Origin of the sequence: Streptomyces sp. NPDC046821, assembly GCF_040645335.1 — a bacterium.
GTDB lineage: Bacteria > Actinomycetota > Actinomycetes > Streptomycetales > Streptomycetaceae > Streptomyces.
The window spans coordinates 123,159-137,468 of record NZ_JBEYYB010000003.1; the positions used below are offsets into that span (position 1 = coordinate 123,159).

The window sequence follows — 14,310 nt, forward strand, 5'->3', positions numbered from 1 at the left end:
TGCAGGTCACGGCCTCCCCGCGCCCCCTGGCCCGCTCGCCCGTGCGCGCGGCCTCTACTATCGTGTGGCGTTTTGTCGTCGGACGCCGTTGCCCGCCGGGCCCGGCGTTCGGCGCTCAACGCCCACGACCTCCGCCGCGCAGCGATGGAGTCGGGTAATGAGCAGTCGAGGAGAGGAACGTTTCATGCGCGCTCGGAGCATAGGCGCGGCCGCCGCAACAGCAGTGGCCTTGGTGGCTGTCCGCGACCTCGTGCAGAAGAAGCACGCACTGCTCAGGAACTTCCCGGTGATCGGGCACGCCCGGTACCTCCTGGAGACCATCGGCCCGGAGCTGCGGCAGTACGTCGTCACGTCGAACGAGGAAGAGCGCCCGTTCAGCCGTGACCAGCGCACCTGGATCTACGCCTCGGCCAAGGAAGAGAACAACTACTTCGGCTTCGGCACCGACGTCGACGTCGAGCACGTCCAGGGCCACGCGTACGTGAAGCAGCGCACTTTCGCCGGCACGCTGCCCGACCTGCACGACCCGCAGGCCCCGCTGCCCTCCGCCAAGGTGCTCGGCGGCCCGCGCGGCCGCGCCAAGGCGTTCCGGCCCGCCAGCATCGTGAACATCTCGGCGATGAGCTTCGGCTCGCTCTCCGGCGCGGCCATCACCGCACTGAACAAGGGCGCCGCGCTCGCCGGCACGATGCACAACACCGGCGAGGGCGGCCTCTCCGAGTACCACCGCAACGGCGGTGACCTCATCCTCCAGATCGGCACGTCGTACTTCGGCTGCCGCAACGAGGACGGCACCTTCAACCTCGACAAGCTCAAGGCCGTAGTGGCCGGCGCCCCGGTCAAGGCGCTGGAGATCAAGCTCTCCCAGGGCGCCAAGCCGGGCCTCGGCGGGATGCTGCCGGGCGCGAAGGTGACCCCGGAGATCGCCAAGATCCGCGGCATCCCGGTCGGCAAGGACTGCGCCTCGCCGTCCCGGCACACCGCGTTCCACGATGTCGACTCGATGCTCGACTTCGTCGAACTGCTCGCCGCCGAGACCGGCCTGCCCGTCGGGATCAAGAGCGCCGTCGGCGAGATGAGCTTCTGGGAAGAGCTGGCCATGCTCATGGCCAAGGGCGACCGCGGCGTCGACTTCGTGACCATCGACGGCGGCGAGGGCGGCACCGGCGCGGCCCCGCTGATCTTCACCGACTCGGTGTCGCTCCCGTTCCGCATGGGCTTCTCCCGCGTCTACGCCACGTTCGCCGAGCGGGGCCTGACCGACCAGCTCACCTTCATCGGCTCCGGCAAGCTCGGCCTGCCCGAGAACGCCGCCGTGGCCTTCGCCCTCGGCGTCGACATGATCAACGTCGCCCGCGAGGCGATGCTGTCCATCGGCTGCATCCAGGCCCAGAAGTGCCACACCGACAAGTGCCCCACCGGCATCGCGACCCAGGACCCGTGGCTGGTACGCGGCGTCGACGCGCCCTCGAAGGCCACACGCGCCGCCGTCTACCTGCGCACCCTGCGCAAGGAGCTGCTCAAGGTCTCGGGAGCGGTCGGTGTCGCCCACCCGTCCCTGATCACCGCCAACGACATCGAGATCATGAACGGCGACTACGACGCCCGCACCCTGGCGAGCGTCTACGGCTACAAGGACGGCTGGGGCGAACTCGGCCCGGAGCTGGCCGAGGAGATCACCACGCTGCTCACCACGAAGCCGACCGACGCGTGACCGCCGGCCGCCGGTAACCGGTGATGTAACGGAAGGCTCCGCGGCTGTCGGCCGCGGAGCCTTCCGACTTTTGACCCCGGCTTCGCGAAGCCTCAACCCCTACGAGGAATGCGGACGGCTCCTCCTAGTACACGCAGAACTCGTTGCCCTCCGGGTCCTGCATGAGCACGGCGTACTGCCCCATGTCCGGCTCATCTGTGGTCCGAAGCACGCCGGCACCGGCTTCGACGAGTCGCTCCACCGTGGTCGTGACCCGCTCTCTGCGGAGGGGGAGCGGTACGTCGCGTCCGCCGCTGACCCTCAGGTCGAGGTGGAGGCGGTTCTTGATGGTTTTGAGTTCCGGGACCTTCTGGAACCACATCCTCGGCCCTTGCCCCGTCGGATGGACGATGGACTCCGGGGTGTCGCCCGCACCGGGCGGCAGCTCTTCCGGCGGGACCCCCATGTCCGACCAGTAATCCCGCCACGTGGCATGGCCGCCCGGCGGAGGCTCGGGCACGTATCCCAGCGCCTCGGTCCAGAACGCGACCTGCTTCGGCGGGTCGGCGCAGTCGATCGTCAGTTGCAGCGTCATCTCCATGACTTGAGCCTGGCAGACGTCACTGACAATTCAGCCGGCACCGACCCGCCGCGCGGGACTACGCCCCGGCGCGAGACGCCGCGTCCGATGCCCGTGCCTTGGGGAGCGTGATGCCCTGGGCCTGGGCCACCTTGCCGGGGCGGAGCGTCCACGGCACGGGACTCGTGTCCGTGAGCCACCCGTCGGCCAGCAGACCCTCCACGATCAAGCCGCGCAACGAGCGCTTCGCCTTCCAGCGCAGCCCCGAGCACAACTGCGTGTACGAGGGGCCGTGCCCGTGCTCTGTCCGGAAGGCCACGGTGAACTCGGCCGCCTGCGGGCCCCGGTCGGCGTGCGACTCCTTCCACGCCTCGTACTTGGCCGCGATGTCCTCACCGGCGGGCTTGAGACGTACGCGCTCCATGAACGCCTCTGCGACGCGCTGCGGCGCGATGGCGCAGATGGCACAGAACTCGACGGCCTCGACGTGCCGTTGGAGCGCGGGGGTGGCCGCCTTCTTCCACTCCGCCCAGGTGGCGGGGTCGAACTGGAACTCCGGCGCCGGAGCGGACGCACCCTTGTCCTTGGCGGGCTGCGCGGCCGGCTCCTCCTCGACCGGGCGGTTGCCCGACAAGTGGCCCACCGCGACGTCGAGTCGATAGCCGTCCGCGGTCAGCTCCGCAAGGAACCCCTTCCGGAGCAGGTCGGGCAGGGCAGCCCGGCAGGACGCGGGAAGGCTGGGCGGGATCGGTCCGACGACCTCGGACGCCCCGTGTGCGGCGAGGAACAGACCGGCGAGCCGCGCGGCGGGCGGAAGCTTCCTGACCGGCTTCGCGGACAACGTCCGTGCGGTCCAGCCGGAAACCCGCGAGCGCATGTTCTTCCCGAAGCGCAGCGGGTGTTCGGCCGCGCCCCAGGCCAGTTCGGGGACGATGATGGGGACCGGCGTCGCCGGATCGCCGTCGAAGAGGGTGTCGTCCAGCTGCCAGCCCAGAGTACGAAGAGCGTCGACGGCCCCGCGTACGTCGTCGAGGCGCAGGGCGGACAGGTCCTTGCCGGTCACGTTGCCGACGCCGCCGCGTGCGGCCCGGATGGCCACCACCGCGGCGACGATCTGGGCGTCCGGGCCGGGAAGGTCCAGCGAGAGCACGTAACTCAACAACGTGCGGGCCGCTGCACCTTGCCCGTGGGACAGGAGGAACGGGGGCGGCAGCGGCTGAGACGCACCGGCCGTGGGCGCGGCGCCGGCATTGCTTGGGTGGGAGGCAGGCTTCGACACGGTCGGTACAACGCTCACCGAAGACCGGAGTCACCCCCTCAGGTACATCATCATGCCAACTTCTTGATGGAGGAGAGGATGAGGTGGCCCCCGGCACATGCCCTTCACAGGATCCGTCTTCAGACACGCGCCAGGAAACGAGCGATCTCCGCCGCCACAGCCTCAGGAACCAGCGACGGCGCGAAATGCATCTGGTCGGGGAACGACGTGAACGTGACGTCGGGCAGCGCGGCCGCGAGGCGGTCCAGCGTTGCCGGCATCGGCTCCCAGGTGTCGGCGCCGCCCATCAGCAGCGTCGGGATGGTGGCGGCGGACCAACGGTCGATGTCCGCCGTGTCCGCGGCCATCGATTCGAGGTCGTGGCGCCAGCCGGGCACTTCGTCGGGTTCGTCGTCGGCGGGCTCGCCCGCGTCCAGGAGATCCAGCAGCGCGCCCGGTACGCGGGCCACCTTCTCCGCCAGCAGCCGATCGATCTTCCGCCGCTCACCGTCGGCAGCCAGCACCTCGAACTCACCCATCACGGGAGTCAGTTCTTCACCCGCCGCATACAACGGCGGCTCCCACAGAACCAGCGAACGAACTGGCAGCCCAGCCGCCGCGGCGTGCAGGGCGACGGTGGCGCCGTAGGACATGCCGGCCAGATGCACAGGACGGCCGATCTTGGCGATCAGCGCCTCAAGGTCCGCCACCTCGTCGGCGTAACGCTTCGGCGAGCGGCGGCTCGGCCCGCTCGGAGCGTAAGCGCGCCGGGCGGGCGTCCAGACCTCGAACCGCCCGCCAAGCTGCTCGGCCACCGGCTGCCAGGAGTGCAACCCACCGCCCGAGGGTTGAACCATGACGACGGGCTCCCCAGAGCCGACCTGCCGATAGCCGATGACGGTCCCGTCGAAGGACTCGAATGAATCAAAGGACCCGAAGGACTCAGGGAGTTGGTTCTCGCTCGACACACCAGGACCGTTTCATGGTCGATCCGAGCCGGTCCATCGAATTTCCGCAGCTGAGGGGCTGGCTTCCGCGAGCTGTCCGAGCAAGGTAGTGGCGGACGGGTCCGAGCCCAGCACACACGTCGTCAGCGTGCCGGTCACGCTCGCGCGGCGGGTGCGGTCACGAGTCTGGGCCTGCTCCGAGTCGCGGCGCAGCAGCAGCGACGCCAGGCGGAGACGTAAAGCTGTCCGTACGCGATGAGTCGTCATACACCGGACGCTCCCGGGCCCCGGCGGAAGGAATCAAGAAGGATTGGCAACCCCCGGCCCGAAGGCCCCCGGCTCGTAGGCCCCTGTCCCGTAGGCCCCCGGCCTGAACGACCTTGCCCCGAAGGCCGCCGCCCCGCACGACTCCCGCACAGTCAGCCTGGGCCGCAGCCACACCTGCCTCAGTTCGCCCTCCGGCTCGTCCAGCCGGCGCAGCAGCGTCTCCAACGCGAGCCCGCCCAGCCGGAACTTCTCCGGCGCGACCGACGTGAGCGGAACCGGCGCTGTCGAAGCGTGCCGATCCTCGCAGGACACCAGGGCGAGATCTCCGGGGACGCGAACCCCGGCCCGGTCGGCCGCCGCCAGCAACGCCAACCCCTCCACGTCACCGAAACACACCATCGCGGTCGCACCACCGCCGCGGACCTCACGGAGGACTTCCTCGGCGAACGGCGCCTGCGCCGCAAGGGCGCCCTCCAAAGTGCCCCAGCGCGACAGCAGCGGCCAGTCGAACCGGTCGACGACCCGCAGCCCCAGCGCGGCAGCGCCCTGCGTGAAGCCCTCGCGGATGCCACGACTGGGCGCGGAGCCCGTTCGGCAGGCCAGCGCCACATCACGGTGACCGAGCGCGGCGAGATGAGCGAGGGCGAGGTAGGCGCCACCGGCATGGTCCGTGGAGACATGCTCACTCGGGTCGCCGATCCCGAACGGCGCGCGCTCCAGCAGGACGTAAGGCACGGAGAGCCCGTGGAGCAGACGGGCGTGGTCCGGTGGGGCCGTCTCGGACGGGCCGGGGTGTGTCACGAGGACTCCGTCCACATCCGCAAGACCGGAGACGAGGCGCTCAAGCCGGCCCCAGCCCACATCGCCGTACCCGATCGTGTGCACCTCGATCGACGTCCGGGTCCGGGCGGCGACTGTCTCGATGCCTGCGATCACGGGCGGGAAGTACCAGTCACGTTCAGGCAGTACGACCGCGATCCGCCGTCGCACGCCAGGTGGGCGGGGTGCCTGCCGCGCGAAGGTTCCCGCTCCCTGGCGCCGCTCGACGCTGCCCTCAGGGGCCAGTACCTCCAAGGCGCGCCGTACCGTGTTGACGGACAGGTCGTGCGTGGCAGCCAGCTCTGCCTCGGTGGGCAGTTTGGTGCCGGGCGGCCACGCCCCGTCCCTGAGCCCGCGCCTCAACTCCTCGGCGAGACGCATGTACTTGATCCCCGTGCCGACCGTCATGCAGGCATTCTGAACGGTGCCAACTCATCGGAACAGGGAGCCGGTCGAGCCGACACCCCTACTGCGTAACCGTCCACCCCCCATCCACCGGCAGCAGCACACCATTGATGTACGACGCCAGCGGTGACAGCAGGAACAGGATCGCGTGGGCGATGTCGTCCGGGGTGGCCATTCGTTTCAGGGGGTTGCGGGCGAGGGCCCGTCGGCCGGTTTCGCTGGCTGCGAAGCCGGCGAGGCGGGGGGTGTCGGTCATGCCGGGGGCCACCGCGTTGCTGCGGACGCCCGCGGTGGGGTGGGCCGCCAGGTGGCGGGTGTAACCCGTGATTCCAGCCTTCGACGCCGAGTACCAGGCCGACTCCGTGCCGATGACGTTGCCCGCGACCGAGGCTACGTTGACCAGCGCCGCCTCTGGAGGCACCCCGCCGGACAGCCACGTCTGCGTCATCAGCCGCACGCTGCCCAGAGACATCTGGACAGCCACGTCGAAGTCGAGGTCCACGGCGGACGAAGGGCCTGCGTTGTTGACCAGGTAGCGGACCTCGCCCAGCGCACGGCGGGTCTCGAAGAAGCCGGTGGTCACGTCGTCCGGCTCGGACACGTTCGCGGTCACCGCCGTCGCGAGCCCGCCGGCGCGGGATATCTCGTCGACCGTGGCCGTCACCGCATCGGCGTTGAGGTCCCACGCCGACACCCGCAGGCCCAGCTGCGCCGCCCTGAGCGCCGTGGCCCGGCCGATGCCGCTGCCGGCCCCGCTGACCACGACCACGTCACCCGGCGTGAACCCGAGATCGAGGCAAGGCTTGGTGCTCACTTCCACTCCTCACATGTACTCCGCTGTACCGCCCTGTACTGCCCTGCGGGATCGCTCACCGCGACTCAGTTCGCGTCAGATCCCGTAGCCACCGTCGACATCGAGCTTCTGTCCGGTGATGAAGCCGGCGCGGTCAGAGGCCAGGAAGCACACCGCTTCGGCGATGTCCTCGGCGGTGCCGAACGTCCGCAGGGGGATGTTGGCCATGGCGACGTCCAGCGCGCGTTCGTCCAGGTCGCCCGACTCCATCAGGCGGGCGGCCATGCCGTCGCTCAGCATCCCCGGCCCCACGCAGTTCACCCGCACGCCGAACCGGCCCTCCTCGGCGGCGAACGCGCGCGCAAGCGCCTCCACCGCGGCCTTGGGGCCGGAAGAGAGTCCGTCACGCACCGGATAGCGGCTGGTCGCCGCCGTGGTGACCGCCACCGCCGACCCCCGGCTGTCACGCAGGGCCGGCAGCGCGGCGTGCAGCAGGTTGAAGAACGCGGCGGCGTCCGCGTCGAGTTGCTCGCGCAGTTGCCCCGGTGTGACGCGGGAGAGGTGCACCATCGGCACGTGCGGGCCCGCACAGTGGACCAGCGTGTGGACGGCGCCGAAACGCGAGACCACCGACTGTACGTAGCTGCTGGTGGCCTCGGAGTCCGCAAGGTCAAGCGCGTCCGTGGCGACCGTGACGCCGTGCTTGGCCAGCTCGGCGGCGACGGTGTCCGCCTGTTCCTTGTTGCTGCGGTACGTCAGGGCCACCGCCGAACCGGCTGCCGCCAGGCTCCGGCAAACAGCTGCCCCGATCCCTCCGGAGCCGCCGGACACGATGGCCACGCCCGCCCTGTCCTCGAAGTCGCGCATCCCGCACATGCCTTCCGTGTTCGTAGACAAGCAAGCGTTTGGTCGCAGGTTAAGGAGGCCTGAGTAGGGTGGTCAAGAGCTTGTGGCAGCTGTCTGGAACGCCCGTGATTCGCGTCCGGTACGTGCCCGAACCGTTGCGAATCCGACGCTTGACCCACGTGAGATTTGCCATGCTACGGTTCGCCGCACAATCAAGCGCTTGGTTCGTTGCTGGCTCTCCATAAGGGTTGAAAATGAACAGACGAATCGTTGCTGTGGTGGCGTCCGCCACGGGTATGGCTCTGACCCTCGCGGGGTGCGGATCCGGCTCGGCCAAGGACGCCAAGAGCTCCGACCAGCCCTATCGCGTGCTGGTCACCGGTGGTCTGAGCGCGCAGGGTGTCCTGGCGGACAACTCCTCGACCTCGGTGCTCGCGGCCAAGGCGGGAGCCAAGGCCGTCAACGCCTCCGGAGGGATACTCGGCCGTAAGGTCGAGGTCACGGCGGTGGACGACGCGGGCGACCCGACGACCGCCGTCACCAAGCTCCGCGAGGCCATCAACTCGGGCAAGAAGCCCGACCTCTACCTGGACTCGGGCCCGTCGACGGTCACCGCCGCGATCCTCCCGATCCTCAAGCAGAACAACATCCTGTCGATGAACATCGGCCCGACCGCGGACTCTTCGCACCCGTCCGCGTTCCCGCTGAACTTCGACCTCGCCCCGAGCCCCACCGACTACGTCAAGGGCTTCATCCCTCACCTGAAGGAGAAGGGCTACAAGTCGGTCGGCATCGTCCACGGCAGCAGCTCCTACGGCGAGTCCTTCAACACCGAGGTCACCAAGGCGTTCACCGCGGCCGGCATCAAGGTCGTCAAGAGCGAGGAGTACGACGTCGCCGCGCTCGACATGACCCCGCAGCTCCAGGCGGTCCGCGCGGCCGGCCCGGACGCCCTGATCATGGACGGCTACGGCGCCCCCGTCGGCTACCTGCTCAAGAGCATGAAGAAGCTGAAGTGGGACGTCCCGATCGTCGCCAACACCTCGGTGTCCGCGACGAGCCTGATCTCCACGCCGCCGCCCGCCGGCGTCCTCGGCACCGACCAGGTCAAGAACCTCGTCATGCAGGTGCACAAGAGCACCAAGCACGACGCGAACGAAGCCGCCGTCAACAAGGCCGTCGAGGCCATGAAGTCGCTGGGCAAGATCCGGTCCACCCTGATCGTCGCCTGCAACTACGACGCGCTGCCGCTGATCGCCGCCGCCGCGAAGAAGACCGGTTCCCTCGACAACCCCCAGGCGCTCGCCAAGGCCCTCGAGGACAAGTCGGTGACGGACAAGGCGAAGACGGCGATGCTGAACGGCTACCACTTCAGCGCCACGTCGCACAGCCCGAACGCCGACGCCGGCGAGTTCCTCTTCGTCGAGCCGTCCGCGATCAAGGACGGCCAGTTCCAGTAAGCGGTCAGTCACACGCGGATGGGAGCAGCCGTGACTCTGATCTGGGGCGGACTGGCCCTCGGTGCGGTCTACGCACTGGTCGCCGTCTGCTACAACATCGTCTTCATCTCCTCGAAGACATTCAACTTCGCCCAAGCACAACTCATCATGGTCGGTGCCTTCGTCACCTACACCGGCCTGGTGACCTGGAAGCTGTCCGTCCCGGTCGTGATGCTGCTGGCCGTCGCCTCGGTCCTCGCCCTGGCGGCGGTCGAGGAACGGCTGGCGGTGCGGCCCGTCAAGGACCCGCACAACATCCTCGTCACGACACTCGGCGTCTCCATCTTCCTCAACGGAGCCACCCAACTCGTCTGGGGCACCCAGCCGTTGAACGTCCCGTTCTTCGGCGGCAACGACGTCCTCCAGGTGTTGGGCGGCCAGACGTACCCGGTGGAACTGGCACTCATCGTGGTGGCCGTCCTCCTGGTGTGGGCGCTCACCCGGCTCAGCCGGCGTTTCCTGGTGGGCCTGGCCCTGCTCGGTATGTCGGAGGACCGTGAGGCGGCGATGCTGCGCGGCGTGAACGTGCGCCGGCTCGCTTTCGGTGCCTTCGCGTTCTCCGGTGCCGTCGCCGGTGTCCTCGGGATGTTCGTCGGTCCCAAGACGTTCGCGGTGGCCACCCTCGGCGCGTCCCTCGCACTCAAGGGATTCGTCGTCCTGGCCATCGGCGGGTTCGGCTCGATGCCGGGCACGCTCGTCGGCGGTCTGGTCGTGGGCCTTGCCGAGGCGATGGCCGCCCGCTATCTGGGCGGTGAGTACGCCAACATCACCGTCTTCGTCATCTTGATCGTCATCTTGCTGGTGCGACCGGCGGGACTCTTCGTCCGGGTCCAGGAAAGGACGGTGTGACCATGGTGCTGTGGCGAACCGTTCGCGCGGTGCCGAGCTGGATCCTGGCCCTGGCGCTCGGCCTGGTCGTGCTCGTCCTGCCCTGGGCGGGCCTGGACTTCTCGACCTCCCGCCAGATCCAGCTCACCCTCATCCTCGCCCTCGTGGTGAGCGGGCTCAACCTGAGCCTCGGATACGCCGGTGAACTCGCCCTGGGACAAGCGGCCATGTATGCCTCAGGGGCCTACATCGCCGGTCTGCTCTCCAAGGCGGGTCACACCGACATCCTTCTCCAGCTGGTGCTCGCGGGTGTCGGTGCCCTCGCGGTGGGCATCATCACCGGTATCCCCGGTCTGCGCCTGGGCAGTTGGTCCCTCGCGATGACCTCGTTCTTCCTCGTCCTGCTCGTCCCCGACGTGCTGGCGATCATGCCCGGCGCGACCGGCGGCAGGAACGGCCTGAGCGGCATCCAGAGCCCGACCCTGTTCGGCAGCCTGCTCGACGGCACGGGTTTCTACGTGGTCATCGCGGTCGTCGCGATCCTCTGGTTCGCGGTGCTGCGCAACATCGTGACCTCCCGGCACGGCATCGCCCTGCGCGTGCTCAAGCAGAGCCCCGTCCTCGCCTCGTCGACCGGCATCTCGGTCTTCCGGATGAAGCTCCTCGCGTACGCACTCGGCGCCATCCCGGCGGGCCTCGCGGGCGCGCTGTTCGCCAACCTCGACCTGTACGTGTCCCCGGAGGCGTTCTCGTTCGCCTTCGCGACCACCGTCCTGTCGGCGTCCATCCTCGGCGGATCCGCCAGCGTGTACGGCGCGTTGGTCGGCGCGGCCGTCATGCAGTTCGGCCCCAACCAGTCCTCCGGCTTCCAGCAGTACGCACTCGTCTTCACCGGGGTGTTCCTCGTGATCGGCGGTGTCCTGCTGACCGGCGGCCTTGCCCGGGTCTTCCGCGTGGTCGTCGCGAAGCTCGACCGGAAGGCCCGGCCGACGGAGAGTGCCATCGCCACCGGAGCGGGTCCCGCCCCGGAGATACCCCCGTTCCAAGGCGCGACCCTCAGCATCCGGAACGTGTCCAAGGCGTTCGGCGGCAACCAGGCCCTGAAGGGCGTCTCGCTCGACGCCCGGCCGGGCACCGTCACGGCTCTCATCGGGCCGAACGGATCCGGCAAGACCACCCTCCTCAACATGGTGTGCGGCTTCTACCGCACGGACGACGGCGAGATCACCCTCGACGGCAACGCGCTCCACGGACTCACGTCCGACGGAGTCGCGCGCGCCGGTGTCGCCCGTACCTTCCAGACGCCCAACATCCCTGCCGGCGTCACGGTGTTGGAGGCGGTGGCGTCGGGCCGGTACATGGGACACCGGGCCTCGGTCCTCTCGGCCGTGCTGCGCACACCTCGGTTCCGGCGCGTGCGCCGCGAGGACGCGCTGGAGGCGGAGCGGATGCTCGCGCTGGTGGGCCTCGACCACCTGCGGGACGCCGAAGCGGTGTCGCTGCCGCTGGGTATGCGCCGGCTCCTCGAAGTGGCTCGGGCCCTGATCGACGCCCCGGGTGTGCTGCTGCTCGACGAAGCCGCCTCCGGCCTCGACGAGCACGAGGTCGAGCGGCTCGCGTCGCTGATCCGCCAGATCCGGGACGCGGGCGGGACCGTGGTGCTGGTCGAGCACAACTTCCGGCTCGTCCTCTCGCTCGCCGACGACATCGCCGTACTCGCCCACGGGCAGCTCATCACCACCGGGCCGCCGGAAGCGATCGAGCGTGATCCCAGGGTGCTCAGCGAGTACCTCGGAGTGGACCCCGCTCCTGCCGCCGCGCACACGGGCGCCGACCAGGGGGCCGACCCGGTCGCCTCGGGGGAGAACGCATGACGAAGCAGCAGACCGACGAACCGATCCTCCGGGTGCGCAACCTCGGCACCGGGTACGGCGACCTGCGGGTCGTCTGGGACGTCTCCTTCGAGGTCTGGCCGGGACAGCTGACCGTCCTGCTCGGACGCAACGGCGCCGGCAAGACCACCACACTCCGTGCGGTGTCCGGCCTCAACAAGGCGTCCGCGGGCAGCGTCGAACTCGGCGGCCGGGACATCACGAAGGCCGCCGCGCACACCCGCGTCAAGCAGGGCATGGCCTACGTCCAGGAAGGCAAACGGGTCTTCCACGCGCTGACGGTCGAGCAGAACCTGCTGCTCGGCGGCTACACGCGCCGCCTCAAGCGCGCCGCCCTGCGCGAGGAGGCCGAGAGGATGTACGAGCTGTTCCCGGTCCTCGGTGACAAGCGGCAGCTCATCGCCGGCACGATGTCCGGCGGTCAGCAGCAGATGCTCGCTATCGCCCAGGCGATGATGGCAGGGCCGAAGCTCCTGATGCTGGACGAGCCCTCCGGCGGCCTCGCCCCCGTGATCGTGAACGAAGTCATGGAGCGCGTCGGCCAGTTGAAGGAGACCGGCATCGGGATCCTCCTCGTCGAACAGGCCGTGGAGGCGTCGATCGCCGTCGCCGACCACGTGGCCGTCCTCGACATGGGACGCGTCGTCCTTGCCTCGGAGGCGAGCGACCTGGACAACCTCCAGGACGCCTACTTCGGCAGGACCCCGGCTCCGGGCTCCTGAGCCGACCCCGGTCGCGCAAATCCGGCCCCTGCCGATCCGTATCGGCAGGGGCCGGATTGCTGTACCGGGACTTACTCAGGCAGCCGCGCCGCCGCGCAGGTCCGTCTTCAGGATCTTGCCGCTGGCGTTCTTAGGGAGTTCGTCGACCAGGACGATCCTGCTCGGCACCTTGAAGTTCGCGAGCCTGGTCTTGCAGAAGGCGATGATCTCCTCGGGCGTGGGACGGACGTCGCGCCGGGGCACGACGTACGCACACGGGACGTTGCCCAGCCGCGCGTCGGGGATGCCGACGACCGCGGACTCCGAGACGCCGGGGTGGGCGGCCAGGGTGTTCTCGACCTCGGCCGGGTACACGTTGAAGCCGCCGACGATGATCATGTCCTTGATGCGGTCGGTGATCTTCAGGCAGCCGTGCTCGTCGAGCCGGCCCACGTCCCCGGTGTGGAACCAGCCCTCGGTGTCGATCGCGGCACGCGTGGCCGCCTCGTCCTCGAAGTAGCCGAGCATGACGTTGTCACCGCGCAGCAGGATCTCGCCGTCCTCGCCGACGGGCACCTCCTTCTGCTCCGCGTCGACGACACGGACCTCGATGCCGGGGACCCCCGGGCCGGTGGTCTGCGCGATGTGCGCGGGATCCTCGTTCGGACGGGACTGGGTGGCCACGACGCACTCGGTCAGACCGTAGGCCTGCGCGACCGTCTCGAAGCCCAGCTCGTCGCGCATCCGCTGGAACAGGGACTCGGGCACGGAGGCCGCCCCGGCGATCGAGAAGCGCAGGGAGCTCAGGTCGAACTCCGCGAGGCGCGGGTGGTCCAGGAGGGAGGTGAAGATCGTGGGCGCCCCCGGAAGCACAGAGATCTTGGCGCTCGCGATCAGTTCGAGGGTCCGGTCCACGTCGAACGTCGGCAGCGGGTAGATCGTGGAGCCCGCTTCGAGCGCGGCGATCATGCCGGCCTTGTAACCGAAGCCGTGGAAGAACGGGTTCACGATCGCGTAGTTGTCGGCCGGGCTCAGCTTCGCGCCCTGCGCCCAGACCCGGGCCACGCCGATCGTCTGGCGATGCGCGCTCAGCACACCCTTGGGCACGCCCGTGGTGCCCGAGGTGAACATGATGTCGCAGACGTCGTCCGGGGTCACCGCGTCGGCGATCTCGGCACCCCGCTCGGGCGACACCTCGTCGGCGCGGGCCAGGAAGTCAGGCCAGGCCAGCGTGTTCTCCGAGGACTCCGTGGCCGTGATGTCGACAAGGGTCCGCAGGTGCGGCAGCCCGGGAACCGGCCCGTCCTCGTCCGGACGCGCCGAGTCGGCCACCGCCTCACGCACCATCGCCGCGAAGTCGTTGCCGAGGAAGCCGCCCGCGACCACCAGGAGCGAGGCCCGCGACCGTTCCAGGATCACGGCGGCCTCGCGCCCGCGATAGCGCGTGTTGATCGGGACCACGCACGCCCCGGCCGACTGTGCCCCCAGCATGGCCAGCATGAACTCGAACCGGTTGGGCGCCCAGACCGCGACCCGGTCGCCGGGGCAGATGCCCGTGGCGACGTAGGCACGGGCCGTCCGCGCGACCGCGTCCGCCAGTTCCCGGTAGCTGACGCGGAGGTCACCGTCGACGACAGCGAGGTTCTCTCGGTGCTCCGCCGCCGCGCCCGCGAGGAGACGGGGAATGGTCAGTGGGGCTGCAGTGCTGCTCACGGGTTCCTCCGAATCAACCAAGTGCTTGCTAGGTATGTTATGGGTGACGGGTGGCGGTGTCATGGTCTG

12 protein-coding genes are annotated in these 14,310 nt (G+C 69.4%); 5 read left to right on the forward strand and 7 right to left on the reverse strand.

The genetic code is table 11. The features are described 5' to 3' along the window. Positions 1-184: 184 nt before the first annotated feature. On the forward strand, positions 185-1,714 hold the full coding sequence (locus ABZ893_RS07125) for an FMN-binding glutamate synthase family protein (RefSeq protein ID WP_361398094.1): 1,530 nt from the start codon (positions 185-187) through the stop codon (positions 1,712-1,714). Positions 1,715-1,838: 124 nt separating this feature from the next. On the opposite strand, the gene ABZ893_RS07130 is transcribed toward ABZ893_RS07125, so the two are convergent. From ABZ893_RS07130 to ABZ893_RS07155, 6 genes are all read right to left on the reverse strand, one after another. Further along, a complete protein-coding gene (locus ABZ893_RS07130) occupies positions 1,839-2,294 on the reverse strand; it encodes a VOC family protein (protein WP_361398096.1) in 456 nt (151 codons plus the stop codon). Between the two features lie 58 nt (positions 2,295-2,352). Further along, entirely contained in the window at positions 2,353-3,435 is a 1,083-nt protein-coding gene (locus ABZ893_RS07135) for a hypothetical protein (protein WP_361398099.1), read from the reverse strand. Between the two features lie 236 nt (positions 3,436-3,671). After that, entirely contained in the window at positions 3,672-4,499 is an 828-nt protein-coding gene (locus tag ABZ893_RS07140) for an alpha/beta hydrolase (protein WP_361398102.1), read from the reverse strand. Positions 4,500-4,778: 279 nt separating this feature from the next. Then, positions 4,779-5,972 carry a substrate-binding domain-containing protein gene (locus ABZ893_RS07145; RefSeq protein ID WP_361398104.1) on the reverse strand — a complete coding sequence of 398 codons (1,194 nt, stop codon included), beginning with the start codon at positions 5,970-5,972 and terminating at the stop codon, positions 4,779-4,781. A 58-nt stretch (positions 5,973-6,030) separates the two neighbouring features. After that, complete coding sequence (locus ABZ893_RS07150; RefSeq protein WP_361398107.1) at positions 6,031-6,783, reverse strand: SDR family oxidoreductase; 753 nt, start codon at positions 6,781-6,783, stop codon at positions 6,031-6,033. Between the two features lie 75 nt (positions 6,784-6,858). Then, on the reverse strand, positions 6,859-7,659 hold the full coding sequence (locus tag ABZ893_RS07155) for an SDR family oxidoreductase (protein WP_361398109.1): 801 nt from the start codon (positions 7,657-7,659) through the stop codon (positions 6,859-6,861). 203 nt (positions 7,660-7,862) lie between these two features. On the opposite strand from ABZ893_RS07155, the gene ABZ893_RS07160 reads away from it, so the two are divergent. Genes ABZ893_RS07160 through ABZ893_RS07175 form a run of 4 tightly spaced genes read left to right on the forward strand, consistent with a single transcriptional unit; the run spans position 7,863 to position 12,549 of the window. Then, on the forward strand, positions 7,863-9,068 hold the full coding sequence (locus ABZ893_RS07160; protein WP_361398112.1) for an ABC transporter substrate-binding protein: 1,206 nt from the start codon (positions 7,863-7,865) through the stop codon (positions 9,066-9,068). 30 nt (positions 9,069-9,098) lie between these two features. Then, on the forward strand, positions 9,099-9,956 hold the full coding sequence (locus ABZ893_RS07165) for a branched-chain amino acid ABC transporter permease (protein WP_361398115.1): 858 nt from the start codon (positions 9,099-9,101) through the stop codon (positions 9,954-9,956). 2 nt (positions 9,957-9,958) lie between these two features. Then, positions 9,959-11,809: a branched-chain amino acid ABC transporter ATP-binding protein/permease gene (locus tag ABZ893_RS07170; protein ID WP_361398118.1), complete on the forward strand. Its 1,851-nt coding sequence runs from the start codon at positions 9,959-9,961 to the stop codon at positions 11,807-11,809. After that, complete coding sequence (locus ABZ893_RS07175; protein ID WP_361398120.1) at positions 11,806-12,549, forward strand: ABC transporter ATP-binding protein; 744 nt, start codon at positions 11,806-11,808, stop codon at positions 12,547-12,549. Before ABZ893_RS07170 ends, ABZ893_RS07175 begins: the two co-directional genes overlap by 4 nt. 75 nt (positions 12,550-12,624) lie before the next feature. On the opposite strand, the gene ABZ893_RS07180 is transcribed toward ABZ893_RS07175, so the two are convergent. Continuing rightward, a complete protein-coding gene (locus tag ABZ893_RS07180; protein ID WP_361398124.1) occupies positions 12,625-14,241 on the reverse strand; it encodes an AMP-binding protein in 1,617 nt (538 codons plus the stop codon). Positions 14,242-14,310: the final 69 nt, after the last annotated feature.